The sequence below is a fragment of the Haematospirillum sp. H4485 genome, assembly GCF_012102745.1.
GTDB lineage: Bacteria > Pseudomonadota > Alphaproteobacteria > Rhodospirillales > Rhodospirillaceae > Haematospirillum.
In genome coordinates, this window is the sequence record NZ_JAAVSY010000002.1 from 178,790 (window position 1) to 204,375 (window position 25,586).

General features: G+C 58.7%; 25 protein-coding genes. 19 read left to right on the plus strand and 6 right to left on the minus strand.

The features are described 5' to 3' along the window. Positions 1–16: 16 nt before the first annotated feature. Positions 17–964: an ACP S-malonyltransferase gene (gene fabD / locus HEQ61_RS03390; RefSeq protein WP_168019756.1), complete on the minus strand. Its 948-nt coding sequence runs from the start codon at positions 962–964 to the stop codon at positions 17–19. 302 nt (positions 965–1,266) lie between these two features. On the opposite strand from fabD, the gene rpsF reads away from it, so the two are divergent. The 11 genes from rpsF (at position 1,267) to HEQ61_RS03445 (ending at position 11,376) form a co-directional block, all read left to right on the plus strand. Continuing rightward, a complete protein-coding gene (gene rpsF, locus HEQ61_RS03395) occupies positions 1,267–1,734 on the plus strand; it encodes a 30S ribosomal protein S6 (RefSeq protein WP_168019758.1) in 468 nt (155 codons plus the stop codon). After that, the gene (gene rpsR / locus HEQ61_RS03400) at positions 1,731–1,967 is read left to right on the plus strand and encodes a 30S ribosomal protein S18 (RefSeq protein WP_168019831.1); all 237 of its coding nucleotides are present in this window, start codon (positions 1,731–1,733) and stop codon (positions 1,965–1,967) included. Before rpsF ends, rpsR begins: the two co-directional genes overlap by 4 nt. 13 nt (positions 1,968–1,980) lie before the next feature. Continuing rightward, positions 1,981–2,532, plus strand: coding sequence for a 50S ribosomal protein L9 (gene rplI / locus HEQ61_RS03405; RefSeq protein WP_168019760.1), 552 nt, complete (start codon positions 1,981–1,983; stop codon positions 2,530–2,532). Between the two features lie 203 nt (positions 2,533–2,735). Beyond that, on the plus strand, positions 2,736–4,262 hold the full coding sequence (locus HEQ61_RS03410) for a replicative DNA helicase (protein ID WP_168019762.1): 1,527 nt from the start codon (positions 2,736–2,738) through the stop codon (positions 4,260–4,262). Further along, positions 4,249–5,337, plus strand: coding sequence for an alanine racemase (gene alr / locus HEQ61_RS03415; protein WP_168019764.1), 1,089 nt, complete (start codon positions 4,249–4,251; stop codon positions 5,335–5,337). The genes HEQ61_RS03410 and alr overlap by 14 nt, the downstream gene beginning before the upstream one ends. Positions 5,338–5,341: 4 nt before the next feature. Then, positions 5,342–6,145, plus strand: a complete 804-nt coding sequence (locus HEQ61_RS03420; RefSeq protein WP_168019766.1) for an MlaE family ABC transporter permease — start codon at positions 5,342–5,344, stop codon at positions 6,143–6,145. Next, positions 6,142–6,930, plus strand: a complete 789-nt coding sequence (locus HEQ61_RS03425; protein WP_168019768.1) for an ABC transporter ATP-binding protein — start codon at positions 6,142–6,144, stop codon at positions 6,928–6,930. Before HEQ61_RS03420 ends, HEQ61_RS03425 begins: the two co-directional genes overlap by 4 nt. Positions 6,931–6,934: 4 nt before the next feature. Then, positions 6,935–8,353: a DNA repair protein RadA gene (radA, locus tag HEQ61_RS03430; RefSeq protein ID WP_168019769.1), complete on the plus strand. Its 1,419-nt coding sequence runs from the start codon at positions 6,935–6,937 to the stop codon at positions 8,351–8,353. A gap of 47 nt (positions 8,354–8,400) precedes the next feature. Beyond that, complete coding sequence (locus HEQ61_RS03435) at positions 8,401–9,138, plus strand: CvpA family protein (protein WP_168019771.1); 738 nt, start codon at positions 8,401–8,403, stop codon at positions 9,136–9,138. Next, positions 9,138–10,622: an amidophosphoribosyltransferase gene (gene purF, locus HEQ61_RS03440; protein WP_168019832.1), complete on the plus strand. Its 1,485-nt coding sequence runs from the start codon at positions 9,138–9,140 to the stop codon at positions 10,620–10,622. Before HEQ61_RS03435 ends, purF begins: the two co-directional genes overlap by 1 nt. 22 nt (positions 10,623–10,644) lie before the next feature. Further along, complete coding sequence (locus HEQ61_RS03445) at positions 10,645–11,376, plus strand: SDR family NAD(P)-dependent oxidoreductase (RefSeq protein ID WP_168019773.1); 732 nt, start codon at positions 10,645–10,647, stop codon at positions 11,374–11,376. A 10-nt stretch (positions 11,377–11,386) separates the two neighbouring features. On the opposite strand, the gene HEQ61_RS03450 is transcribed toward HEQ61_RS03445, so the two are convergent. Continuing rightward, positions 11,387–12,139 carry a YqaA family protein gene (locus HEQ61_RS03450; RefSeq protein ID WP_245183101.1) on the minus strand — a complete coding sequence of 251 codons (753 nt, stop codon included), beginning with the start codon at positions 12,137–12,139 and terminating at the stop codon, positions 11,387–11,389. 182 nt (positions 12,140–12,321) lie between these two features. Between HEQ61_RS03450 and HEQ61_RS03455 the strand changes: the two genes are divergently transcribed. The 7 genes from HEQ61_RS03455 to HEQ61_RS03485 all read left to right on the plus strand — a co-directional run bounded on the left by HEQ61_RS03455 (position 12,322) and on the right by HEQ61_RS03485 (position 17,710). Beyond that, positions 12,322–13,041, plus strand: a complete 720-nt coding sequence (locus HEQ61_RS03455) for a substrate-binding periplasmic protein (protein WP_168019775.1) — start codon at positions 12,322–12,324, stop codon at positions 13,039–13,041. A 5-nt stretch (positions 13,042–13,046) separates the two neighbouring features. Beyond that, a complete protein-coding gene (locus tag HEQ61_RS03460) occupies positions 13,047–13,790 on the plus strand; it encodes a substrate-binding periplasmic protein (RefSeq protein WP_168019777.1) in 744 nt (247 codons plus the stop codon). A gap of 31 nt (positions 13,791–13,821) precedes the next feature. Next, the gene (locus tag HEQ61_RS03465) at positions 13,822–14,532 is read left to right on the plus strand and encodes a substrate-binding periplasmic protein (protein ID WP_168019779.1); all 711 of its coding nucleotides are present in this window, start codon (positions 13,822–13,824) and stop codon (positions 14,530–14,532) included. A 32-nt stretch (positions 14,533–14,564) separates the two neighbouring features. Next, positions 14,565–15,296, plus strand: a complete 732-nt coding sequence (locus HEQ61_RS03470) for a substrate-binding periplasmic protein (RefSeq protein ID WP_168019781.1) — start codon at positions 14,565–14,567, stop codon at positions 15,294–15,296. Positions 15,297–15,326: 30 nt separating this feature from the next. Next, positions 15,327–16,037, plus strand: a complete 711-nt coding sequence (locus HEQ61_RS03475; protein WP_168019783.1) for a substrate-binding periplasmic protein — start codon at positions 15,327–15,329, stop codon at positions 16,035–16,037. 143 nt (positions 16,038–16,180) lie between these two features. Further along, positions 16,181–16,888, plus strand: coding sequence for a substrate-binding periplasmic protein (locus tag HEQ61_RS03480; RefSeq protein WP_168019785.1), 708 nt, complete (start codon positions 16,181–16,183; stop codon positions 16,886–16,888). Positions 16,889–16,987: 99 nt separating this feature from the next. Beyond that, a complete protein-coding gene (locus HEQ61_RS03485) occupies positions 16,988–17,710 on the plus strand; it encodes a substrate-binding periplasmic protein (protein ID WP_168019787.1) in 723 nt (240 codons plus the stop codon). Positions 17,711–17,787: 77 nt separating this feature from the next. On the opposite strand, the gene HEQ61_RS03490 is transcribed toward HEQ61_RS03485, so the two are convergent. Continuing rightward, the gene (locus tag HEQ61_RS03490) at positions 17,788–18,744 is read right to left on the minus strand and encodes a TerC family protein (RefSeq protein WP_168019789.1); all 957 of its coding nucleotides are present in this window, start codon (positions 18,742–18,744) and stop codon (positions 17,788–17,790) included. A gap of 262 nt (positions 18,745–19,006) precedes the next feature. Between HEQ61_RS03490 and HEQ61_RS03495 the strand changes: the two genes are divergently transcribed. Beyond that, complete coding sequence (locus HEQ61_RS03495) at positions 19,007–20,608, plus strand: AAA family ATPase (RefSeq protein ID WP_168019791.1); 1,602 nt, start codon at positions 19,007–19,009, stop codon at positions 20,606–20,608. 113 nt (positions 20,609–20,721) lie between these two features. Here the strand turns inward: HEQ61_RS03495 and HEQ61_RS03500 are convergent, their stop codons facing one another. The 3 genes from HEQ61_RS03500 to HEQ61_RS03510 all read right to left on the minus strand — a co-directional run bounded on the left by HEQ61_RS03500 (position 20,722) and on the right by HEQ61_RS03510 (position 25,579). After that, positions 20,722–22,317, minus strand: a complete 1,596-nt coding sequence (locus HEQ61_RS03500; protein WP_168019793.1) for an ABC-F family ATP-binding cassette domain-containing protein — start codon at positions 22,315–22,317, stop codon at positions 20,722–20,724. A 30-nt stretch (positions 22,318–22,347) separates the two neighbouring features. Next, positions 22,348–25,422, minus strand: a complete 3,075-nt coding sequence (locus HEQ61_RS03505) for an alpha/beta fold hydrolase (protein WP_168019795.1) — start codon at positions 25,420–25,422, stop codon at positions 22,348–22,350. A 76-nt stretch (positions 25,423–25,498) separates the two neighbouring features. Further along, positions 25,499–25,579 (minus strand): hypothetical protein, encoded by an 81-nt coding sequence (locus HEQ61_RS03510; RefSeq protein WP_415877248.1) that lies wholly within the window; start codon positions 25,577–25,579, stop codon positions 25,499–25,501. Between the last annotated feature and the right edge of the window lie 7 nt (positions 25,580–25,586).

A 25,586-nucleotide genomic window follows, 5' to 3' on the forward strand; every position in this document is an offset into this window, starting at 1 on the left:
AAACCCGACAGACGCATCAGGCGAAAGATGTGGTGAAGAAAGCATCGATATCCTCCGGTGTGTTCAGGGCCTGCGCAGACATGTCGCGGTCAATACGCCGGGCCAGCCCCGTCAGGACCTTGCCGGCACCGCACTCAACCAGGTCCGTCACGCCCTGCTCTTTCATATACAAAACACTCTCGCGCCAGCGCACTGAACCGGTGACCTGCTCGACCAGAAGACGCCGGATTGTATCCGGGTCCTGCACAGCAGCCGCGGTCACATTGGCCACAACCGGCACCACAGGCGGTGCGATGGCAACAGACGCCAGAGCCTCGGCCATGGCATCAGCCGCAGGCTGCATCAGGGCGCAGTGGAAAGGCGCCGACACCGGCAACATGACCGGCCGCCTGGCGCCACGGCCCACAGCAATCGCAATGGCCCGTTCAACTGCCGCACGGCTTCCCGATATCACGACCTGCCCTGGCGCATTGTCGTTGGCAGCCTGGCACACCCCCCCGTCACGGGCAGCCTCGGCAGCAATGGCGCGGGCTTCCTCAAGATCAAGACCCAGCAGGGCGGCCATGGCACCTTCCCCGACCGGAACCGCCTGTTGCATGGCCCGTCCCCGAATCCGCAGTAGCCGGGCTGTATCCGTTATGCTCAGGGCGCCCGCTGCACACAGGGCCGCGTATTCGCCCAGGGAATGCCCGGCAACGAATGAAGCGGCCGTTGCCAGATCAAGGCCCCGGCTTTCCAGAATCCGGACAACCGCCATTGAGACGGCCATCAGAGCTGGCTGGGCATTTTCGGTCAGGGTCAGCGCGTCGCCCGGCCCATCGGCCATCAGGGCAGACAGATTCTGGCCCAGGGCGTCATCAACCTCCTGATAAACCGCCCGGGCAACCGGAAACGCATCCCCCAGCGCACACCCCATACCAACGGCCTGTGACCCCTGGCCGGGAAAAACAAATGCACGTAACATCCGTAGTACTGACCTTTGTTCCGGACATGAATTTAAAGAACGCGGCGAAGGTGATGACCCTGGCCGCCGATGTCAAGTCATACCGTTATGCAGCATTCACCAAGCGGTGGAAAACAAACAGAAAGTGTTCACCCGTCCCCCGAATACCCGGAAACAGCTGTCCGAACAGCCCGGTTTTGCTTGCCTGCCGGGCAAAATGGCGTATAGTGCCGCCCTTCGTTACTCCTTGCCGGATGGTCCGGCTATGCTCGCAGCCCCCAAGACACGGGGTGCGGGAAGAGAATCCAGAAGGGGTTTATATAATGCCTTTGTACGAAAGCGTGCTTATCGCCCGCCAGGATATCTCCACCCAGCAGGTGGAAACCTTGGCCGATGAGCTTTCCGGCATTGTCACCGAACGCGGTGGCAAAATTGCCAAAAAAGAATTCTGGGGCCTGCGCAGCCTGGCTTACCGGGTCAACAAGAACCGCAAGGGTCACTACGTCCTGCTGCACATCGATGCACCGGCCGATGCTGTCCTGGAAATGGAACGCGTCATGCGTCTCAATGAAGACGTGCTGCGCTACATGACCCTGCGCGTTGATGCCTTGGAGGAAGGTCCTTCGGCCATCCTGCAGCAGAAGGGAGAGCGCGAGCAGCGTGGCCCCCGTGGTCCGCGTGGCCCCCGTGAAGGCGGCTTCCGCAACGACCGTGGCCCGCGTGAAGACCGCGGCCCCCGTGAAGGCGGCTTCCGCAATGACCGCAACGACCGTGCCGAGGGAGTCAACTGATGGCTGCGCCCCGTCGTCCGTTTTTCCGCCGCCGCAAGACCTGCCCCTTCTCGGGCAATGGTGCGCCGGTGATTGACTACAAGGACATCAAGCTCCTGCAGCGCTACATTTCCGAGCGCGGCAAGATTGTTCCGTCCCGCATCACTGCGGTTTCGGCCAAGAAGCAGCGCGAGCTGGCCCGCGCCATCAAGCGCGCCCGCTTCATGGCCCTGCTGCCTTACGTCGTGAAGTAAGGGAGTACGGTCCATGGAACTGATTCTGCTTGAACGCATCGAAAAACTTGGCCAGATGGGCGATGTTGTCCGGGTCAAGTCCGGATATGCCCGCAACTTCCTGCTGCCGCAGCGCAAGGCCCTGCGTGCCAACAAGGACAACATGGCCTACTTCGAGCGCCAGCGCGCAGAGATCGAGGCTGTCAACCTGAAGCGTCGCGATGAAGCCGCAGCCGTTGCCGCAAAGATGGACGGCGTCCGCGTCGTCCTGATCCGTCAGGCATCTGAAGGCGGGCACCTTTATGGTTCCGTTGCCGCGCGTGATATCCAGGAAGCCCTGCGCGAAGCCGGCTACAAGGTCGAGCGTCGCCAGGTTGTCCTGAACACGCCGCTGAAGAGCTTGGGAAGCTATACGGTGCCTGTCAGCCTGCATCCGGAAGTATCGGTGGATGTGGCGGTTGTGATTGCCCGTTCCGCTGCCGAGGCGGAAGAACAGCAGAAGGTCGCCAGCGAAGAGCAGGTTGTCCCGGCTGAAGAGATCTTCGAGGACAGCGTCCTGGAAGAAGGCGAAGAAACAGAGGCCTGAGCCACCCGGCCCAAGCACCTGTTGCCATGAAAACCGCCCCGGTCCGGGGCGGTTTTTTTCATGCAACAACGTTACCCCATCACGACTGACAGACACATATCCGGAACCGGAACGGAACCTGTGCGCACATCCCGCCAGACAGGTTCTGTTTTCGCCAAAGAAGAGCTTTGGCGCGGATGAAAAGCCGGTGTATTCTCTGCCCCATGAACAGTTATTCCGCCTCGACCTCTGCACCGGACGCCCCGGACCGGGATTCCGTCCTTCGCGTGCCACCGCACAATATCGAAGCCGAGCAGGCCCTGCTTGGCGCGATCTTCCAGTCCAACCGCGCCTATGAACGGGTCAGCGAATTCCTGACACCCGACCATTTCAGCAACGTCCTGCATGCGCGCATCTACGCAACATGCGGACGCCTGATCGAACAGGGGCACATTGCCAACCCGCTGACCCTGAAGGCATATCTGGAGCAGGACCCCCTTCTGCAGGACGCCGGTGGTCCACAGTACCTGGCGCAGCTGGCCAATGCCGTGGTCACCATTGTCAATGCGGCGGATTACGGGCGCCTGATCCATGATCTGGCATTGCGTCGGGAATTGATCGATCTGGGCCAGACCATGGTCAACGATGCGTTTGTGGTGGATTTCGAACGCACCGCCATGAATCAGATCGAAGGCGCGGAACAGAAACTCTATGACTTGGCCACCACCGGCCATCAGGAGGGAGGATTCCAGGAATTCCGGCTGGCGCTCAACACGGCGGTCAGCATGGCAGAGGCCGCCCACCGCCGTGAGGGGCAGCTGTCCGGTGTTCCCACGGCCTTGGCCGACCTGGACAAGAAGCTGGGCGGGCTGCACCCGTCCGACCTTCTGATCCTGGCCGGGCGTCCGTCGATGGGGAAAACCGCCCTGGCCACCAACATCGCATTCAACGCCGCCCGCCTGTACAAGGAGCGCGTGGATGCCTCCGGCAACCGCGAGGTTGTTGACGGGGCCAAGGTTGCCTTCTTTTCGCTGGAAATGTCCGCCGAACAGCTGGCCACCCGGCTTCTGGCACAGGAAGCGGAGATCAGTTCCCACAAGATCCGCACCGGGGAACTGTCGAAGGAAGATTTCAAGCGTATGGTGCAGATCAGCCAGGAACTGCACACCCTGCCCCTTTACATTGATGACACACCGGCGCTGTCGGTCTCGGCCGTGCGCACGCGCTGTCGGCGGCTGGCCCGCCAGCATGGCCTGGGCCTGGTGGTGATTGACTATCTGCAGCTTCTGTCCGGAACACCCGGGGTCCGCAGTGAAAACCGTGTGAACGAGGTTTCGGCCATCACCCGTGGCCTGAAGGCCTTGGCCAAGGAACTGAACGTGCCGGTCATTGCCCTGTCCCAGCTTTCCCGTGCGGTGGAACAGCGGGACGACAAACGGCCACAGCTGTCGGACCTGCGTGAATCAGGCTCTATCGAGCAAGATGCCGACGTAGTGATGTTCGTCTACCGCGAGGAATATTACCTGTCCCGTGCCGAACCGGCCCGGAAGGGTGATGAAAACGAAGACCGTTTCCAGGAACGCCACCGGGTATGGATGGAGCGATGCGAAAAAGCCCACAACGTGGCCGAAGTCATTGTTGCCAAGCAGCGTCACGGCCCCATCGGCACCGTGAACCTGTACTTCGACGGCAACTATACGAAATTCGGTAATTACATTGCCCCGGACCACCTGCCCCATGACCGTCATTGAACAGGAGCGGATCCGCACCGGTGGCCTGCTGACCATCGATGTCGCTGCCGTGGTCCGGAACTGGGACACCATGCGCCGGCGCATGGGCAACGGGCGTGACTGCGGGGCCGTGGTCAAGGCAGACTGTTACGGCCTGGGTGCAACACAGATTGCCCCTGCCCTTGCCCGCAGGGGATGCCGGGTGTTCTTTGTCGCCATGCCCGGTGAAGGGATCGCCCTGCGCCGGGTCTTGCCCGATCCGGATGTGGCCATTCATGTCCTGACCGGCCCCCTGGACGACGGAATCGAACTGACGGCTCACCACCTGACACCGGTTCTGAACACGCCTGAACAGCTGGCGGACTGGCAAACGCATGCCCCCGGCAAGCCATTTACATTGCATGTGGATACCGGCATGAACCGGCTTGGCATGCCCTTGTCTGCTTTCATGGCCCTGCCTGACTCCTGCACCCCGGCCGTTGTCATGTCACACCTGGCCTGTGCCGACGAGCCGGGGCACCCCCTCAATGCCCTGCAACAGGACCGTTTTGCCACCGCACGGGCACGGTTTCCGGGTGCGGTGGCGTCCTTGTCCAATTCGGCCGGCATGTTTCGCGGGGATGATTTCCTGTTCGACCTCGGGCGCCCGGGCATTGCCCTGTACGGGGGCAACCCGGTCCCCGGACAATCCAACCCGATGCACCCGGTGGTACGCCTCGACCTTCGGGTTCTCCAGGTCCGGGAAATTGACACTGCAGGAACGGTTGGCTATGGTGCAACCCGCCCGGTAACCCCGGGTATGCGCCTGGCGATCGTGGCTGCCGGCTATGCCGACGGGCTGCTGCGCACCTTGGGAGACCAGGGGAGCGGGACGATACACGGGGCAAGGGTTCCGATCCTGGGGCGGGTTTCAATGGACCTGATCACGTTTGATATTTCGGCCCTCCCCGCCGGTTCTGTCCACCCCGGGGATTATGTGACCGTGCTGGACGCACACCACGGCATCGACAGCCTGGCCGCCGAAGCCGGCACGCTGGGCTATGAAATCTTGACCGGACTGTCCGGTCGCTACACACGCACCTGGACCGGAAGCTGACCTGATGAACACGTCCCCCCATGTGGATGCTGCCCTTGATTTCATGGCCTTGGTCGGGCGCGTGTTCCTGGGCTTTGTCGAGCGGGCCGGACGGCTGTCGGTCTTTACCGGGGTTGTGCTGTTCCATTGCCTGACTCCGCCGTTTTATATACGGTCCCTGGTGCGCCAGATGGTGGAGATCGGGTACTACTCCCTGCCCGTGGTGGGCCTGACAACCCTGTTTTCCGGCATGGTGCTGGCCCTGCAAAGCTATACCGGGTTTGCCCGCTTTTCGGCTGAAAGCGCCGTGGCCACCGTTGTCGTGATTTCCATGACACGGGAGCTGGGGCCGGTTCTGGCCGGGCTGATGGTGGCCGGTCGCGTCGGGGCCTCGATGGCGGCAGAACTGGGGACGATGCGCGTCACCGAACAGATTGACGCCCTGTCCACCCTGTCCACGAACCCGTTCCGTTATCTGGTTGTACCCCGCGTCTTGGCTGCCACCCTGATGCTGCCGCTGCTGGTTCTGGTCGGTGATATTATCGGGGTGTTCGGCGGTTATATGATCGGGACGTGGAAGCTTGGCTTCAACCCGGCCATCTATATCCAGCGGACCTGGGAATACATGCAGGCCATGGATGTCATATCCGGGCTGGTCAAGGCCGGCGTATTCGGATTCCTCATTTCCCTGACCGGCTGCTACAACGGATACCACTCCGACCGCGGGGCACAGGGGGTGGGACAGGCCACCCGCAACGCCGTGGTTTCAGCCTCGATCCTGATCCTGATCTTCAATTACATGATTACGGAGCTGTTCTTCACCCAATGACCACACCCACGGTAGACAACCCGCCCAAGATCAGCCTGACCGACGTCAGCAAATCTTTTGGAAGCAAGATGGTTCTCAACGGCGTCACGCTGGATGTCATGCGTGGCGAGAACGTGGTTGTCATCGGGGGATCGGGAACGGGGAAGTCTGTCCTGCTGAAGTGCATCCTTGGCCTGATGAAACCGGACAGGGGGTCCATCCGTGTTGACGGGGCGGAAATGACACGCCTTGGCTCACGCGCCCGCGACCGCATGGCCCGCAAATTCGGCATGCTGTTCCAGGGGGCGGCCCTGTTTGATTCCCTGCCGGTCTGGGAAAATGTGGCTTTTGGACTGATCCAGGGCGGACAGATGGATCGGGTACAGGCCCGGGACCGGGCGCTGGAAAAACTGGCCCAGGTCGGCCTGGGGGAGGATGTGGCCAACCTTCATCCGTCAGAGCTGTCCGGCGGCATGCAAAAGCGTGTCGGACTGGCCCGCGCCATTGCCGGGGAACCGGAAATCATCTTCTTCGATGAACCCACAACCGGGCTGGACCCGATCATGGCCGATGTGATCAATGACCTGATCATCAAGTGCGTGCGGGAACTGGGGGCTACCGCTGTCACCATCACCCACGACATGACCTCGGCACGCAAAATTGCTGACCGCATTGCCATGTTGTACCAAGGGCGGATGATCTGGACCGGCACCGCCGCCCAGGTGTTTGAATCCGGGAATCCCTTTGTGGACCAGTTTGTGCACGGTCGCGCCGAAGGGCCGATCCAGATGACGATCAGGGCCTGATCCCGTGGCCCGGGCCGCCAGCCAGTTTTCCTGCCAAAGCTGCGGCAGCGTGTTCCCCCGCTGGGCCGGCCGCTGTGACGGGTGCGGAGAATGGAACACTCTGGTGGAGGAAAATCGCCCCGGCACGGGACCAAAGGCCATAGCCGGTGCAAAGCCGGGGCGCCGGATCGACCTGGTCGGTCTGGAAGGACAAAGCAAGATCCCCCCGCGCATGCCTACCGGCATTGCCGAACTGGACCGGGTCTGCGGGGGCGGTCTGGTCCCCGGGTCGGCTCTTCTGGTCGGGGGCGATCCCGGTATCGGCAAGTCAACCCTTTTGCTGCAGGCTGCGGCGGCACTGGCTGGAACCGGGCTGAAGGTTGCCTATATCTCCGGTGAGGAGGCCATTGATCAGGTCCGTCTGCGCGCCGCCCGGCTGGGCCTGTCACGGGCCCCCGTCGGGCTGGCATCGGCCACCAATGTCGGTGACATTGTTGCCACCCTGGAAGAAAATGATCGCCCGCAGGTGGTGGTGATTGACTCCATCCAGACCATGTACATGGACACCCTGGATTCAGCCCCGGGCAGCGTGGCCCAAGTCCGTGCCTGCTCGCACGAATTGATCCGCCTGGCCAAACGGCGGGGCTTTGCCCTGTTCTTGGTCGGGCACGTCACCAAGGAAGGTGCCCTGGCCGGACCACGGGTGATGGAGCACATGGTCGATACCGTCCTGTATTTCGAAGGCGAACGCGGACACCATTTCCGGATCCTGCGGGCGGTGAAAAACCGCTTTGGTGCCACCGACGAAATCGGCGTGTTCGAGATGACCGACACAGGCTTGGGGGAAGTCCTCAACCCCTCGGCGCTGTTCCTGGCTGAACGGCGTGGCAATATCTCGGGCAGCTGTGTGTTTGCCGGCATAGAGGGCACCCGCCCGGTGCTGGTGGAAATACAGGCCCTGGTCTCCTCGTCCGGGGGGGGATCCCCCCGCCGGGCCGTGGTCGGGTGGGACAGCAGCCGCCTGTCCATGATCATGGCGGTACTGGAGGCACGTTGCGGTCTTGCCCTGGGATCAAATGACGTATATCTGAATGTTGCCGGGGGGTTGCGGGTCAGTGAACCCGCCGCCGACTTGGCCGTTGCAGCCGCCCTGGTGTCGGCAGCCTGTGGCACGCCGGTTCCGGCAGACCTTGCCGTTTTCGGTGAAGTCGGCCTGTCCGGGGAAATCCGGGCGGTAACCCAGGGGGAAGCCCGCCTGAAGGAAGCCGCCAAACTTGGCTTTGCCGAGGCACTGTCCCCGCGCCGGCGCCAGAAACCCGGCGCACGCGGGGGAACCGGCCCTGTGGATGGCATGGCCGTACGGGAAATAGGGCACTTGCAGGACTTGGTTGCCCTGTTCCCTGCAAAGGCCCTGCGCAAGCAGGACTGTGACGCGGAAGCCTGAGACTACAAAACAGCCGGATATCTGTCCGGCACTGCCCGGGGATTACCATGATGGACTCTGTGCCCTTGACCTTTCTGGATCTTGTTGTCCTGGCCGTGGTGCTGGTTTCCGCCGCCTTGGCCTTTTTCCGGGGCTTTGTGCACGAGGTGCTGGCCATTGCCGCCTGGGTCGGGGCCGGATTTGCCGCCATGTACGGCTTTCCGCTGGCGCGTCCCTTTGCCCGCGATGCCATTCCCCTGCCTTGGGCTGCCGACGGGGCCGCTGCGGTCGGCCTGTTTCTGGTGGCCCTGGTCACCCTGTCGCTTCTGACCAAGGCCCTGTCCGGCCAGGTTCAGGGCAGCCGCCTGAACTCCCTTGACCGCTCGCTTGGCTTCCTGTTCGGCCTGGCCCGGGGGGTTGTCGTCATGGCCTTTGCCTTTATGGTCCTGTCATGGGTTTATCCGACGGCAGAAGGGCGGCCACAATGGATCTCCGGCGCCCGGACCCTGCCACTGGTCGAAGCCGGTACCGAGGCCCTGCGATCCCTGATCCCCGACCATCTGAAGACAGAAGAAGCCAAGGCCCGTGGCCTGACACGCCAGACGCAGGAAGACGTACACCGGGCCATAGAGGCCAAGGCCCTGTACGACAAACTGTCCCGCCCAAGCCCGGGCGCAACATCCGGATCCCCCGACCCGGCGCTTGCCCCCGCGCTGCAGCCGGGGTATGACAGCGCAGCCAGCAACAGCCTGGACCAGTTGTTCCAGGACGAGGCATCCCGGCAGCCCCCCGACGAGAGGCCATGATGGTCAACTTTCCCGCGTTCCCGTTCAGCCTGAACCGTCACGATGATGACAAACCACAGGAAGAGTGCGGCGTTTTCGGTATCTTTTCCGACCCCGACGCCGCCGCGCACACGGCTCTCGGCCTGCACGCCCTGCAACACCGGGGCCAGGAAGCGGCGGGGGTTGTATCCTGCGACGGAGAGAACTTCCACACCCACAAGGGACTGGGGCACGTCCACCGGGTCTTCCGGCCCGAAGCAGGGGTACCGGGCCTGCCGGGAAGCATGGCCATTGGTCACGTGCGTTACTCCACGTCGGGCGATACGGCCCTGCGCAATGTCCAGCCCCTGTACGCCGACCTGGCCTGCGGCGGCATTGCCCTTGCCCACAACGGCAACCTGACCAATGCCCTGACCCTGCGCCACCAGCTGGTCCAGCAGGGCTGCATCTTCCAGTCCACCAGCGATACCGAGGTGATCATCCAGCTGATGGCCCGGTCGCGCAAGGCTTCGGTGGAAGACCGCCTGATCGATGCCCTGTCCCAGGTGGAAGGGGCCTTCTCCCTTGTGGTCATGACCGCCGATACCCTGATCGGGGTGCGTGATCCACACGGTTTCCGCCCCCTGGTGCTGGGCAGCCATGGCGATGCCACCCTGTTTGCATCGGAAACCTGCGCGCTGGATATCATCAGCGCCGAATACGTGCGGGATATCGAACCCGGGGAAATGGTGGTGATCAACCGTGCCGGCCTGCGATCCATGCGGCCTTTCCCAACGGTCGGGCGGCGGTTCTGTATTTTTGAATATATCTACTTTGCCCGTCCGGATTCGGTCTGCGAAGGGCTGAGTGTCTATGACATGCGCAAGAAAATCGGCATGGAGCTGGCGCGGGAAGCCCCGGTTGCGGCCGATGTTGTGGTGCCGGTTCCCGATTCCGGCATTCCGGCCGCACTGGGATATGCCCAGGAAAGCGGCATCCCCTTCGAACTGGGGATCATCCGCAACCATTATGTCGGACGGACCTTTATCCAGCCGACCCAGAAAACCCGCGATATCGGCGTACGGCGCAAACACAACGCCAACCGTCTGTATCTGGAAGGCAAGCGCGTGGTCCTGGTTGATGACAGCATCGTGCGCGGCACCACCTCCACCAAGATTGTGGACATGGTGCGCCAGGCCGGCGCCGCCGAGGTACACCTGCGGATCTCGTCCCCTCCAACCGCACACCCGTGCTATTTCGGGATCGATACCCCGGAACGGGAGAAACTGCTGGCCGCACGCTTTGATGTTCCGGGCATGGCCCGCATCCTGGGGGTAGACAGCTTGGCCTTTATTTCGGTCGATGGCCTGTACCGCGCCGCCGGCCAGCCCGGACGGAACGAACAAAACCCCGGTTTCTGCGATGCCTGCTTTACCGGCGATTATGTCTCGAAACTGACCGATCTGGCCACGCCGGATACCCTGCGGGTGGTATCCCGTCTGAACGAACACCGTCGTAGCATCTGACTGCACAAGGATCTGAACAGCCGTGAGCAAACGACTGGAAGGGCGCATTGCCCTGGTAACCGGGGCATCACGCGGAATCGGACGTGCCCTTGCCCACCACCTGGCCACCGAAGGCGCCACGGTTGTGGCCGTTGCCCGCACACAGGGCGCGCTGGAAGAACTGGATGACGCGGTTCATGGCGCATGCGGAACCCGCCTGGTTCTGGTACCCGAGGATCTGCGCAAGACCGACAGGATCGACCAGATGGCCGCCGCCCTGTACCAAAGGTTCGGACGGCTGGACATTCTGGTCGGCAATGCCGGGCTTCTGGGGCAGCTGGGACCGGTCGGACACATCAAGCCCAAGACGTTTGATGATGTGATGAACACCAACCTGCGCGTCAACTGGGAACTGATCCGCTACATGGATCCGCTGCTGCGTCTGTCCGATGCCGGGCGGGCGGTGTTTGTAACCAGCTCGGTCGCGCGGGCACCACGGGCCTACTGGGGTCCCTATGCCGCATCAAAGGCCGCGCTGGAGGTTCTGGTCAGAACCTGGGCGGAAGAGGTCAGGCAAACCCCGCTGCGGGTCAACCTGTATGACCCGGGTGGCACCCGCACCCGGATGCGGGAACAGGCGTTCCCGGGGGAGGACCCGCAAACCCTTCCCCCGCCAGAGGTTCATGCCGTACCCGTTCTGGACCTGGTGGCCGCCGACTGCCCGCACCACGGGGCAACCATCATGTACCGGGAACAAGTGGAAACACCGCTCTGAACCGCCTGCCCTAGAACAGGAAAACAGCCCCGACCCCCAGGGCCAGAACAAACATCCCGCCCCAGAACAGCGGGTAAAAGTGGGTGTCGATCACTGTTCTGGCCCGGGCGCCGTACATGCGGAACAGCCAGGCTACAAACAGGAAACGGGCACCACGGGTCAGGGCGCAGGCCAGAACAAAAGCCGGCAGGTTCATCTGCGCCACACCGCCGGCAATCGTGACCAGCTTGAAGGGAATGGGCGTCAAGCCCTTTGCCACAATAATCCAGGCGCCCCATTCGGCAAAGCCGTCACGAAACACGGCAAAGGCATCCTGCAGGCGATAGGCCTCGATAATCGGGCGCCCGACCAGCTCGTACAGACCGGCACCGATGGCATAGCCACACAGCCCGCCCAGAACAGACATAAGGGTACACCACAGGGCCGCCCGTATGGCCCGGTCTGGCCTGGACAGGGCCACCGCCATCAGGATGGGATCCGGGGGGACCGGAAAGAACGACGCCTCGGCAAAGGAAACCAACCCCAGAACCGGGATGGCCCGGGGCCCCTCCGCCACACGCAGGGTCCAGTCATACAGGCGGCGAATCAGCCCCCTGCGGACAGGTGGGGATGCAACAGGAACCGTTTCGGACAATCTGGACACAATCATCAAACCCAAGCAAACAGAAACAGGCCGCCAGATTGCCTGTCCCGGCACAAAAATACAGCCTTTTTTCCGACAGTCCCGTTCAAAACACGCCACCACATCGACCCCGAACGTCATGACCGGGCAGAATACCCTTCAGGACACCGGACAGAAATGTCTTGATGATTCATCGTCCTGCCCTGAAGCTGACAGGACAGACCCGTGCGGTGCCCTGTTCCAGCGCTCCGGTCTTTTGTTGCGTCATCCCTGTACAGACACCCTGCCCCCTGTCTTTCCCATACGGATGCGGAGTGCACCCCATGACGAAACGCTTTCTTCAGGTTGTGCTTGCAGTTTTTCTGCCCCTGACCGCAACAGCAGCACCCCTGACCTTCAATACCGAAGAATGGTTTCCCTATAACTACACCAAAAACGGAAAGGTTGTCGGGGCATCAACCGAATTGATCAAGCTGATCGGCAAGAATGCCGACGTTGAGTACGAAATTGTGCTCGGCCCATGGAACAAGTCCTACACCGAGGCCCTGAACCTTCCCGGCAAGTGTGTTTATACCGCCGCTGTCACCGATGAAAGAAAGCCCCTGTTCAAATGGGTGTACCCCTTGGACACAACCCGGGTGGTTATTTACAAACTCAAGGGCAAACCCCTGACCGCATCATCCCTGGATGACCTGAAGGGCAAGAAAATCGGCGGCTATACCGATGACGCCGCAAGTGAATTCATGAAGAGCAAGGGATTCGTCATCGATGAAGCCCCGGCAGACAACGTCAATCCGAAAAAATTGGTAACCGGCCGCATCGATGTGTGGGTTACAACCGACACATCCGGCCCGAAGCTGGCCAAGGAGGCTGGCGTCGAGATCGAGGGAGTCATGGTTGCCCACGAACATACACTGGGCTTGGCCTGCAACAAATCGGTTGATGATGCCGTGATCGCCAAAATGCAGAAAGCACTGGACGACCTGATTGCATCCGGCGAGGCCGACAAGATCCGGCAAAACAAATTCCAGATGCAAGAGTAGGCAGTATGCCCGGTTCCGGACCTCTCAGCGGCCATGCCAGCGCCCTTGTGGCCTGTGCCTTGGCTCTTGCCCCGGTCCCGGCCGGGGCCGGGCGGCTTGTGTTCAATACCGAGGAATCCCCTCCGTTCAACTATTTCCAGAACGGGAAGGTCGTCGGGACATCGGCTGATATTGTGCGACGGATCGCCAAGGATGCCGACATTGCGTATGACATCATCGTCGGCCCCTGGAAAAAGAGTTACAACAATGCCCTGACCCAAGATGGACACTGCGTCTTCTCAACAAAGTTTACCGAAGCCAGGGAGCCTCTTTTCAAATGGGTCATGCCGATCGAAATCAGCAAGTCCGTGATCTACAAGCGCAAGGGAGATCCCTTCAAGGCGCTGTCCCTGGAAGACCTGCGCGGCAAGAAGGTTGGATCGTACAGCAATGACATCTGGATCGCTTACCTGCGCGATGCCAACATCGAGGTCGAGGAAGCCAACAGCGATTACGTCAACATGAACAAACTGAAGACAGGGCGCATCGACCTGTGGGCCGGCGGCGAAGGGGATGAACAGGTGGCCCGTGAAGCCGGGATCGAGGTCGAGGAAGCGCTGGTCTTTGCGGAAAATGTCATCGGGCTGGCGTGTAACAAACAGATTGATGACCATATCATCGAGCGGTTGCAGGAGGCTCTTGACCAGCTCAACGCATCCGGAGAGGCTGAAGAGATACGCCGGTCCCGATACCAAACGCCTGTCCCGTGATTTTGGACCTGTAACAAGGGGAACTGTTACAATGCCGGAATGCCGTGACCCTGTCCTTTTCCTCAGTCTGGTGCTTGCGTGTGCACCAGCCGGTGCACAGCCGCTTGTGTTCAATACAGAAGAATGGGCACCCTACAACTATATGGAAAACGGGCGGGTTGCCGGTACATCCACCGACATTGTCCGCCTGATCGCCAGGAACGCAGACATCGATTATGAAACCGTTCTGGGGCCATGGAACCGGTCCTATAACACCGCCCTGAATCACCCGGGAAACTGCGTGTTCTCCACCGTCATCACCGACGAACGCAAACCCCTGTTCAAATGGGTCGCCCCCATTGAAAGAACCCGCCTGGTCTTGTTCAAGCTGCGCGGAAACAGCCTCACAGCCACATCCTTGTCCGACGTGAAAAATATGAAGATCGGCAGCTACAAGGGATCGGTCGAGGTCGAGTATCTGGAAGCGCGTGGTCTGACCGTAGAAGAAGCGCCGGCTGATTACGTCAATGCCAGCAAATTGAAAAGCGGGCGCATCGATTTGTGGGCAACAGCCGATACATCGGTTCGTCAGGCCCGTGAGGCCGGAGTGGAGATAGAACCAGCCCTGGTCTTCAGCGAGAATGATCTGGGACTGGCCTGCAACCTGGCCACCGATGATGCCGTTATTGCCAAGCTACAGGCTGCACTGGATGCCATCAACGCCTCCGGCGAGGCTGACAAAATACGCCAGTCCAAATTCTGAAATGATCTAACCGGTTCACAGGGGATACCACCATGAAGTCATTTTCTGCCATTGCCCTTCTGGCCACCCTTGTCATCGGACCGGCGGTAAAACCCGGTACGGCCATGGCCCAGGGGCAAACACTGATCTTCAACACCGAAGAGTGGTTTCCCTATAATTACGCCAAGGGCGACAGTGTGGTCGGCACAGCAACCGAGCTGGTCAAACGTATCGCCAGCAAGGCCGGTATTCCCTATACGATTACGCTCGGCCCGTGGAACCGCTCCTATAACAATGCGCTGACGCTTCCAAATCATTGTGTGTATTCCACCAATATCACCGAGGAACGCCGGCCCCTGTTCAAATGGGTTGCTCCCATCGAGAATGCCCGCTGGGTTGTCTACAAGAAAAAGGGAAGCCTGATAGAGGCCAAATCCCTGGAAGACCTGCGCAACCGCGTGTTTGGCGGCTATCTGGGTGATGCCATTGCCACCTATCTGAAAAACAATGACTTCAAGGTGGAGGAAGCCGCCAGCGATCACATCAACCCCCGCAAACTGGAAGCCGGACGCATTGATGTGTGGGCTACCTACGATGCCTCGGGGCTGAAACTGGCTCAGGACAGCGAAGTCGAGATCGAACTGGTACTTCCGATCCGCGACAACGAATTGGGGCTGGCATGCAACAAAATGGTCGATGACAGCGCCGTCATGGCCATGCAAAAAGTCCTGAACGAGCTCAATGCATCCGGCGAAGCCGATGCCATCCGCAAATCCAGGCTCTGATCCCGGGCGACAGCACAAGGATCAAGACTCATGACCAACTTTCGCGTTCCTGTCATCCTTGTTCTGGTGTTGGCCTCCCATGCTGCCAGATCAGAGCCCCTGATCTTCAATACAGAAGACTATTACCCGTACAATTATCTGGAAAATGGCAAGATCACCGGAACATCAACGCGCATTGTCGCCTTGATGGCAGAAAAAGCCGGTGTTTCATACCGCCTGGTCACCGGTCCTTGGCAGCAGTCTTTCAGCAATGCCCTGAGCCAGAACAACAATTGTGTCTTTTCAGCGATCTTCAGCGAAGAGCGGAAAGATCTTTTCAAATGGGTCCTGCCCATAGACACCATGCGGATGGTCATCTACAAGCTGAAGGACAGCCCGCTGACCGCCAACACCCTTGATGACCTCAAGGATCACACCATTGGCGGGTACAGCGGCGATGCCTCGGCATCCTATCTGAAGCTACGTGGCTTCCGGGTCGATGAAACCACAACAGACAGCCTGAACCCCATGCGCCTGCGCACCAAGCGGATCGATGCCTGGGCCACATCAGACTTTCTTGGCCCCAAGCTGTCAAGGGAAGCCGGCGTGGACGTTGAACCCCTTCTTGTTGTCAGCGAACGCGCCATGGGATTGGCCTGCAACAAGTCAATTGATGATGTTACTATAAAAAAACTTCAGGATTCACTGGATGAGATGAATAAAAATGGTGAACTTGAAAAAATAAGGAGCGATAAAAAGTAGAATAAAGATACAAAAACTAAATACATATGAATGCATATTACAGATAACATATTGACCTTGGATAAAAATTAGTAGTTTAATCATCCGGCGCGTGGCGAGTGGAATTTCTGTGATTAAGCCCATCAAAAACGGGGAGTGTCCTGATGTTCAAACGCTTTTTGCCTGCTCTTGCCCTGCTCGTGGCACCGGGTGTGGCTGCAGCCCAGACCTTGACCTTCAATACTGAAGAATGGTTCCCCTACAACTATGCCAAGGATGGCAAGGTTGCCGGCACGTCCACCCAGATTGTGGAACGAGCCGCACAGGCTGCCCAGGTCCCCTACACCATTGCCCTCGGGCCATGGAACCGGGCCTATAACACAGCCCTGACGCAGAAAGACAACTGCGTTTATTCGACCACCGTCACCGACGAGCGCAAGCCCCTGTTCAAGTGGGTCACGCCCGTGGAAACCGTGAAGTGGGTGGTCTACAAGGCCAAGGGCAACGCCCTGACGGCTGCATCCATGGACGATCTGAAAGGCAAGAAGATCGGTGGCTATGTCGGGGACGCCGTGGCCAACTACATGAAGAGCCAAGGCTTCACTGTTGACGAAGCCCCCGGCGATGATGCCAACCCGAAAAAGCTGCAGGCCGGGCGTATCGACGCGTGGGCCACAACCGATATTTCGGGGATCAAGCTGGCCAAGGACGCCGGCGTGGAAATCGAGAAGGTAATCGACATCCGCGAGAATGTTATGGGCCTTGCCTGTAACAAGGAAATCGACGATGCCACGATCGCCAAGCTTCAGGCCGCGCTGGATGCTCTCAACTCATCCGGGGAAGCTGAAAAAATCCGTCAGTCCAAGTTCTGATCCTTACCCCTGCTGTACACCGTGGGAACACTGTTTTCCCCGGTGCACAGCAGGGATCCTGCCTTCAGGCATAGGCGAGAGAGAGGTAAGGAGCACCTTATGCGCATACGCCCTGTGCTTGCCGTGCTTGCGTTCACGATGCTGCCAGAGCAGGCTACGTCGGCAACACCGATCCTGACCCTCAACACTGAAGAATGGTATCCGTTCAGCTATACCAAAGAACACAAGTCCTCTGGTACAGCTGTCGAGATTGTGCGCCTGATCATGAAACAGGCGGGCATCAGCTACCAGATTGTCAATGGCCCGTGGAACCGGTCGTACAACACGGCCCTTGTCAAACCCGAAAATTGCGTCTTCCCGACCCAGATCACAAAAGACCGCAAGCCCCTGTTCAAGTGGGTCAGCCCGATCGAAACAAACCGGTGGGTGGTCTACAGGAAAAAGGGCAGCCCGTTACAAGCCAAGACCCTTGATGATCTGAAAGACAAGATCATTGGCGGCTATATCGGCGATGCTATTGCCGTACACCTGAAAGGCAGGGGCTTCTCGGTTGAAGAAGCAACAGCAGACCACTTCAATGTCAAGAAGCTGGAATCCGGCAAGATTGATGCCTGGGCGACAACCCAGATTTCCGGCATGAAGCTGGCCAAGGATGGCGGCCTGGAGATCGAACAGGTTCTGGAGATCCGCGAAAACACTCTGGCACTGGCCTGCAACCGTACACTGGATGATGCCCTCATCTCCAAGCTTCAGGCTGCCCTTGATGCCCTGGAAGCTTCGGGGGAGGCCGAAAAAATCCGCCAGTCCAAATTCCAGGAATAGACCGCCCCGCACATACACGCACCGGAATCAAAAAGGCGGGGAACCTGTCCCCGCCTTTTGTCCTGCAACCCTTCACATCATGGATCACGACTGTCCAGTGGCTCCGGCGCAGCCTGGGGACCTTCATTGCGGGTTTTCCAGATAGAAAGCAGGACCGATCCCCCGATAATGCCGACAATCAGGGACAAGGCGACCCAAGTTGGCATCTTGTAGAAATCGACCATCAGCATCTTCACACCGACCACGACCAGCAACAGCGCCAGGCCATATTTCAGATACCGGAACCGTGGCAACAACCCGGCCAGGGCAAAATACAGGGACCGCAACCCCAGAATGGCAAAGACGTTGGAGGTAAAGACAATAAAGGGATCTGTGGTAATGGCAAAAATCGCCGGAATACTGTCTACGGCAAAGACCACATCCACAGCCTCGACCGCCAGCAAAGCCAGGAACAAGGGCGTCGCATGGCGGACGCCATCGATGGTGACAAAGAAGTTATGGTCATGAAAATCCCGGGTCACGCGGAAGAAACGCCGGGCCAGACGCACCAGCCATATTTTCTCCGGCGCTGGCTCGGCGTCTGCGGCTACCACCATCTTGATACCGGTGAACACCAGGAACGCGCCAAACAGGTACAGAATCCAGTGGAATTCCCGGACCAGCGCTGTTCCGGCCAGAATCATGCCCGCGCGCATCACCAGCGCACCAATAATCCCCCAGAACAAAACCCGGTGCTGGTAACGGGGCGGAACGGCAAAAGCCGTAAACACCAGCGCAATCACAAAGATATTGTCGATGGAAAGGCTCAGCTCGATCAGATACCCGGTCAGGAACTCCATCCCGGACACAGGCCCACGGAGATACCAGACCCCCGCCCCGAAGCTCATCGCCAGCACAAAATAAAACAAACACATCAAAAGGGACTGGCGCAGGGACACAACCTCGTCCCGGCGGTTCAACACCCCGAGATCAAGCGCCAGAAGCCCAAGCACAAAGACGGCAAAGCCACCCCAGGCCAAAACGGTCAAATCCATGGACACGCTCCGGATACACAGGCGCGCCGCGTTCGCGCAGACTGAAACGGGGATCCGACATCACGGTGACGCCTCAACCGCCAGAGGGGCCCGGATCCAGGCACACAGAAGCCCAAATATCAGGAAAACAGCCGTTTACGTCAAGGTTCTCCCCCATTCTTCACCATAATTATAAAAACAATGCGCTTTCTTGTTCACGTTCACGTTCGTTTCGGGTAGTGTCCGCAACACTTTTCCTGGACCAGCCCCGGATTGCTTCACGATGACCATACCGTCACCGCAGGATGTCGTTCTTGCATTTCTCGCCGACCCCGCCACACACAATGGACAGGCGGTTGAAAGAATAGACACCCACATATCAACGGTGTTCCTGTCCGGCGACCGGGCCTGGAAGGTCAAAAAGGCCGTAACCCTGCCTTTCCTGGACTTTGCGACCTGCGCCATGCGTCATGATGCCTGCCAGGCCGAAGTATCCCTGAACCGCCGCACCGCGCCGGACCTGTACCTGGATGTCATTCCGGTCACCCGCAACGGCAACGGAGATCTGATGCTGGGGGGGATCGGGGAACCCGTGGAATGGGTCATTGAAATGCGGCGCTTCCCCCAGGACATGCTGTTGTCTGCCGTTGCCCGGCGTGAGGGGGGGCTGTCCTACAACATGCTGCTGGACATGGCCGAAGCCATTTCCCGGTTCCACAGCAATGCCGAAATTTTCCCGGGCCGATTCGGCTCCAAGGGGGTTATGTCGATCCTGGACCGGAACCACAAGGCGACCACGCCTCACTGTGAGAGCGGAACCGGGACACCCGTTCTGGACCCGGATTCCGTCAGCGACCTGTTCGGGCAGCTGATGACAGAGGTTCGCCAGCTGTCCCCCCTGCTTGATGCGCGCAGCCATTCCGGTCAGGTTCGTCGTTGCCATGGCGACCTGCACCTGGGGAACATCTGCCTGTCCGAGAACAAGCCGATGCTGTTTGACTGCATCGAATTCAACGAGCTGTTCTCGACCATCGATGTCCTGTACGACCTTGCCTTCCTGATGATGGACCTGCTGCACTGCGGGTACAAACCGGAAGCCTCCATCCTGCTGAACGCCTATCTGGAATGGCGCAATGACCTGGATGGTCTGGCCGCTCTTCCCCTGTTCATCGCCATCCGGGCCCAGATCCGCAGCTTTATATCGGCTTCCATGGCCCCTCATCAAAGCAGCCCTGTTGCCATGCAGGAACAGGCCCGCATCCATCACCGGGAAGCCTTGGCGGCCCTGCAACGCCCCACGCCGATGATCATCGCCGTCGGTGGATTGTCCGGCTCCGGCAAATCCCGTTGCGCCCGTCACCTTGCCCCGCACCTGGGCGGCGCCTTTGGCGGGATCGTGTTGCGGACCGACGTGATCCGCAAGCGCATCCTTGACCACGACCCCTATGAACACCTGCCGCCGTCTGCCTATACCGGGGAAATGTCCCGCAAGACCTACGACACCCTGTACGATGACTGCCGCCGCGTTATCGCCGATGGCCTGCCCGTTCTTGCCGACGCCGTTTTTGCCAAGCAGGAAGAACGGGAACGGATTGAGGCCCTTGCCCACGAGCTTGGGGTTCCATTTATCGGCCTGTGGCTGGAAGCAGACCCCGAAATCGCCGCGACCCGCATTGAAAACCGCAAGCGGACTCCATCTGATGCCACCGTTGAAGTTCTGCACAAACAGCTGGCATGGAATGTGGGTGAGGTGCGCTGGACACGCATCGACAGTTCCGGCAGCAAGGAAGTGACCGATGCCATCGCACTGGATGCCGTGCTGGCTGGCACAGGTGGTCTTCGTGCCAATAAAGTTGTAACGATGTCCGGCACGCGGAAAGGATAAACAATATACGCCCTTCAGGTTTATACTTACTCTGGCATAAACCTGAAGGGCTTACTGCCCATGTTCCAGCCCTTATGACACAGGCCCGGATGGAAGATCCCTGAATCCTGCTGTCAGGCGGTCAGACGTATCTCGCCCGTCACGCCTATGTCCGCTATAAAGTCATTGTCGTGACTGACAATCAACAGGCTCCCGGCATAATCGCGCAGGGACTTGGCCAGCATAAGGCGTGAGTCCATATCCAGGTGGTTGTCGGGCTCATCAAGAAGCAACAGGGTATCGCCTGACTGGTGACTGATCGCCAGCATGGCCACCTTCATCTTTTCCCCACCACTGAGGGTAGAAACCGCTTGGTCCGCCCGCTCACGCTTCAACCCTATGCCTGCCAAGAGCGTCCGCCTGTCTGTTTCCATCAGGTGAGGACAGAAAACAGACAGATTTTGCAGCGCAGATCCCGCATTATCCAGCAGCCTGAAATGTTGATCCAGATAGCACAGCCGTGCCCGAACCTGAATGGACCCCCCGGCAGCAGCTGCGTGCCCGGAAATAATTTTCAGCAGTGTGGACTTGCCGCTACCATTGGCACCGGACAAACGGATTTTTTCCCCGAAATCAAGCGAAAATGTAATGCTACCATGGCTGTCATTATAAGGAAGGCTGACATCCGTAACGTCAAGTATACGTGTTGCACGCTTTTCTGGCTTGCCCAAGGACAACGTTTGCGGCTTCAACATTTCATGTTGCTGTCTCAACTGATCGAACTCAACCTTCATCGTTTCCAGATGCTGGTTCTGTCTGTTTTCCCTGGAACCGCCGGCACGTTCTGCATCCTGCTTCTTGTTATTCAAAATCATCTTTGACTGACTGCCAGAACGAGCAACCTGTTTGCCCTGAACAGCTCTTTGTCGGGCCTTCTCCCGATTCTTCTGTATAGTCTGGCGTACCTGCTTCATGTTCTTCACGGCATCCTTGATACGTCGCTCCTGACCGGCCAGTTCATTGGCACGCTCTTCCACAAAAACGTCATAGTTTCCACCATACCGATGTAAACCAAGACCGTTCAGTTCCAGAATCCCGTCCACACAACGCAAGATATCGCGATCATGGCTGATCACCAAAACACCGCCACAAAATTTTTGTAGCTGCTCGACAAGCCAGATCTTCCCCTCTTCATCCAGATGGTTTCCTGGTTCATCCAGGATCAGATAGTCGCAGCGGGAGTGTAAAAACCGATGCAAGGCGAGCCGGGTGAGCTGACCGCCACTCAGAACCCGGCAAGGTAAAAAAGGATCAGCAGGCAAACTCAATGACCGCAGCTGATCTTCCAGCTCTTCCCTTAACAACCACTGATCCCCGATCAAGTCAAAATCATGGGGATCACATCCACCGGCAGCGACACGCGCCAAAGCTTCCAGTTTGCCACGAACCTCAAGAAAATCACTGATTGTTTCGTATTGGAACAGATTACCCTCCGCACCAAACTGCTTCATCCAGCCAATACGGCAAGAGGATGTGACCGAACCAGAACTGGGAGCAACTTCCCCAGCCAGTATTGAAGCCAGAACAGACTTGCCCGACCCGTTTCGGCCAATCAGCCCGGTAACCCCATCATCCAAAGTAAACGTCAGATCGGAAAAAAGCGTATCACCATCATTAAATTGATAGGTCAAACCCCTTGCATCTACCCTGATCACAAGACCTCCCACCATACCTTGAAACAGCTCAGGCACCACAAGGCATCAACCTACGAACTCTCTATTCAGGAAACGAAGCAAGTGCGTATTAAAAAAACGGCTCGCCGTCAGGGGGATAAAATGTCCATGGCCCTTCACAACCAGCCTGGAAGCACCGGGAATGCAAGATAGCCTGCTGAATGCGGCATCATCAATCACACAATCATCCTGACCATGCGCCAGCAGTACCGGCATGGAAATCTTGCCAAGACCTGCATTGATATCAAAACGCACAAGCGCATTATAGTAATAACGCAATACATTCATTGATGCACCGGCACCAATCTTGGCAATAAGATCCTCTGCTCCGTCAAAGACCACCTCCAGAATATCCTTATGCGCATTCAACTCATCATGAAGATCCAAAGTATTATCAAATACATCCTCATTAAAACTGGGCGCAGTACTAACAAGTGTCAATGAACGCACCAAGTCAGGATGATTGATCGCAATCAGGCAGGACAAACACCCCCCAAGAGACCAGCCCACCAGATCAATGGCATCGTTCCTTGCCTGCTGTCCCATGAAAATCGCTATATCTTCCGCCAATTCTTCCAATGAAAACGTCGAGGCATCAAACGGGCACTCCTTGTGACCGGGATAGATGGGAATCAAAACCCGTCGGCCAGATTGTGCCAGCATTGCAATCTGCTGAGTCCAAGCCTCCGCACCGGTGTTCAGCGGTGGCGTCAGGACAATGGGTCTCCCCTCTCCGTAACTCAACCACTGTGCCATTGGGCCGGAAACAACCGGAGATGAACCCCTCCCCGGGGCCACCTCAGGACTTGTGCCACCGCCAGCGCCGTCATCAACTCCATATGCAACAATCGCAGCACCAAGATCAGCCAGCGTTCGGTACTTGAACAAGTCATGAGCCTGCAACCCGGGACAGCGTTCCCGATAGGGAGACAGCAGCTTCAGGGCGGACAGCGAGTCCAGCCCAAGGTCTTCAATCAACACGTCAACAGGCAGTTCATCACGTGAAAACCCAAGCAGCTCAGCGACCGCCACACGCAACGTTTCCACCAGCGCATCGGATGAAGGCTCCAATGAACGCATTACAGGATCAGCCACCTCATCCTGCGCATCCTCGTCAAGCCAATAGCGCCTGCCGTAAAAAGGATACACCGGTATCCTCACATCCGGATCCAGTGACGCAATCGGCAGTAACTGTGAGCGCACCTGCTCCTGTTTGCCTGCACACCAAAGCGTTACCAGTGACACCATGGCCTCTGACAGGGAGAGCCCGCACATGGCCAGAGGCACGTCTCGCAGGGCATCTCCTGCTCTCAGCTCCTGCACCAGCTGATCCAGTGCCAACCGGAGACCGGACATATCTGCGGCAACAACAACGCAATGCAATCCGTAACAGGGCCGACGCAGCAACAGCTGACTAACATCGTAAAGGACATCCTTGCCCAGCGCCGCAATGTCGTCCCGAAGCTGCATGACACTGGCAATCAAGCTGTTACGGCTTTGCGCCGAGAAACAGAACGGCAACGCCTCGCCTGCAGGCCGGGCAGGTACCTCCAGCATTGTCGCTGGTATCTTCTGTAACAGGACATGACCATTTGAGCCGGTAAAACCAAAGGCACTGACAGCGCACAGTGTCTTGTCTTTTGGCCACGGCAGGGGGTCTGGGTTCATGCGGAAACCGGCAAAGTCAATCAGCTCATTGGGCTTGCCGAGGAGTGGAAACGGCGGGATCACCTCGTGACGGAAGCTCAGCAACACCTTTATAAGGCTGGCAAGTCCAGAACAAACCAGGGTATGGCCAATAACAGGCTTTACCGTTCCCAACAGGCAGGTATAGTCCTTCCCGCAGTCCCTGAACGCCCCGGTCAGCCCCCGCATCTCAATCGGGTCGCCCAGATGTGTACCGGTGCCATGGGTCTCTACATATGCCAGACCGTCAAGATTCACACCGTGGCGTTGATAAAGACCACGAATCAGCGCACTTTGCGACCGGGCATTCGGCGCCATCAATCCATTGCTTTTACCGTCATGATTCAGGCCGGTCGCAGCAATTGCCCCATATACACGCAGCCCGCGCACCCTGGCTTCTCCAAGGCGCATCAGAATGATCGCTGCACATCCCTCCGCCGGCGTAAAGCCATCTGCATCATTGCTGAAGGCCGCACAACGCCCCGTCGGGGATGACATACCGGAACGTTGCGCAAACCGGAACAGTTCCGGCGTACTGAAAACAGAAGCAGCGGCCACCACGGCCGCACCACACTGCCCCGCCTGGATATTGAGGCAGGCCTCATGCAGGGCGCTCAATGAAGAAGAACACGCCGTATCCAATGTCAAGGACGGTCCGTTGAAATCATAAAAATATGAAATCCTGCCGGACAGGGTCGAGGCCGCATTACCAAGGAAGCTGTGCGTGCTGAACGCCTGCCCGGGCTGTCTTGCTACAACGAACTTATAGTCACCGGGAAGACTGGCCGCAAAGACCCCGCACTGTAGCTCCCGAAGCTCATCCGCACCCAGATAACTGTCATCAATGGCATGCTGTACCGACTGCATCAGCAGACGCTGCTGTGGGTCCATATAGCGGGCCTCATTAGGGGAGATTCTGAAAAAACCGGCGTCAAAAGAATCATGGCCGGTCAGGAATCCCCCCACGTACACTCCTCCGTCATCGTGCCACCCCCGACGCTCTGCCACCTTCAAGCGGGAAGCTCCGTCCATGATCGCATCCCAATAGGCATCCAGTCCGTCACAGCCGGCAAACCGGGCCGCCATTCCCACCACAACGATGCGGTCATCATCGAGGCCCTCATCACCCAACACCGCTACGGTACCACGTGGTACATCCGACCCGAACCAGCTCTGCCGCCATTTGTCTGCAAGACACCTGCCGACATGCACAGCCAGACCGTCGATGGTAACGCACTCGTAAAGATCTGTCGGCGTGACGGCAATATTGAAGCCATGGCTGATGAGCCTGCCCAGCTGCGCGGCCAGAATAGAATCTACCCCAAGAGATGCGATCTCCACATCCGTCCCGATATCATCAGATTCCGCCAGCAACGCTTCTGCAAACAGTGCAACAAGGCGCTCTTTAACGTCCATGACCCACCTTTTTCATCACGGCGCTGTCTGCCGCCTGTTGTGAGCTTGATCGCTAAATGGCTTTGAATTTTGATTGCTATTTGGCGTGCTCGGTGCGTGTGAGGGTGCGGTACACGGTTGGCCTGGAGACGGAGAACAGCTCGGCCAGATCGCTGATGCTGTAG

What these genes read in the sequence shown, in the direction of transcription:
- fabD (WP_168019756.1), bottom strand. Translation starts at nt 964, where the DNA reads ATGTTACGTGCATTTGTTTTTCCCGGCCAGGGGTCACAGGCCGTTGGT.
- HEQ61_RS03460 (WP_168019777.1), top strand. Translation starts at nt 13,047, where the DNA reads ATGCCCGGTTCCGGACCTCTCAGCGGCCATGCCAGCGCCCTTGTGGCC.
- alr (WP_168019764.1), top strand. Translation starts at nt 4,249, where the DNA reads ATGACCGTCATTGAACAGGAGCGGATCCGCACCGGTGGCCTGCTGACC.
- HEQ61_RS03505 (WP_168019795.1), bottom strand. Translation starts at nt 25,422, where the DNA reads ATGGACGTTAAAGAGCGCCTTGTTGCACTGTTTGCAGAAGCGTTGCTG.
- rplI (WP_168019760.1), top strand. Translation starts at nt 1,981, where the DNA reads ATGGAACTGATTCTGCTTGAACGCATCGAAAAACTTGGCCAGATGGGC.
- rpsF (WP_168019758.1), top strand. Translation starts at nt 1,267, where the DNA reads ATGCCTTTGTACGAAAGCGTGCTTATCGCCCGCCAGGATATCTCCACC.
- HEQ61_RS03420 (WP_168019766.1), top strand. Translation starts at nt 5,342, where the DNA reads ATGAACACGTCCCCCCATGTGGATGCTGCCCTTGATTTCATGGCCTTG.
- HEQ61_RS03455 (WP_168019775.1), top strand. Translation starts at nt 12,322, where the DNA reads ATGACGAAACGCTTTCTTCAGGTTGTGCTTGCAGTTTTTCTGCCCCTG.
- HEQ61_RS03425 (WP_168019768.1), top strand. Translation starts at nt 6,142, where the DNA reads ATGACCACACCCACGGTAGACAACCCGCCCAAGATCAGCCTGACCGAC.
- HEQ61_RS03475 (WP_168019783.1), top strand. Translation starts at nt 15,327, where the DNA reads ATGACCAACTTTCGCGTTCCTGTCATCCTTGTTCTGGTGTTGGCCTCC.
- HEQ61_RS03500 (WP_168019793.1), bottom strand. Translation starts at nt 22,317, where the DNA reads ATGGTGGGAGGTCTTGTGATCAGGGTAGATGCAAGGGGTTTGACCTAT.
- HEQ61_RS03450 (WP_245183101.1), bottom strand. Translation starts at nt 12,139, where the DNA reads ATGACGTTCGGGGTCGATGTGGTGGCGTGTTTTGAACGGGACTGTCGG.
- HEQ61_RS03410 (WP_168019762.1), top strand. Translation starts at nt 2,736, where the DNA reads ATGAACAGTTATTCCGCCTCGACCTCTGCACCGGACGCCCCGGACCGG.
- HEQ61_RS03495 (WP_168019791.1), top strand. Translation starts at nt 19,007, where the DNA reads ATGACCATACCGTCACCGCAGGATGTCGTTCTTGCATTTCTCGCCGAC.
- purF (WP_168019832.1), top strand. Translation starts at nt 9,138, where the DNA reads ATGGTCAACTTTCCCGCGTTCCCGTTCAGCCTGAACCGTCACGATGAT.
- HEQ61_RS03480 (WP_168019785.1), top strand. Translation starts at nt 16,181, where the DNA reads ATGTTCAAACGCTTTTTGCCTGCTCTTGCCCTGCTCGTGGCACCGGGT.
- HEQ61_RS03435 (WP_168019771.1), top strand. Translation starts at nt 8,401, where the DNA reads ATGATGGACTCTGTGCCCTTGACCTTTCTGGATCTTGTTGTCCTGGCC.
- HEQ61_RS03490 (WP_168019789.1), bottom strand. Translation starts at nt 18,744, where the DNA reads ATGGATTTGACCGTTTTGGCCTGGGGTGGCTTTGCCGTCTTTGTGCTT.
- HEQ61_RS03485 (WP_168019787.1), top strand. Translation starts at nt 16,988, where the DNA reads ATGCGCATACGCCCTGTGCTTGCCGTGCTTGCGTTCACGATGCTGCCA.
- HEQ61_RS03465 (WP_168019779.1), top strand. Translation starts at nt 13,822, where the DNA reads ATGCCGGAATGCCGTGACCCTGTCCTTTTCCTCAGTCTGGTGCTTGCG.
- HEQ61_RS03470 (WP_168019781.1), top strand. Translation starts at nt 14,565, where the DNA reads ATGAAGTCATTTTCTGCCATTGCCCTTCTGGCCACCCTTGTCATCGGA.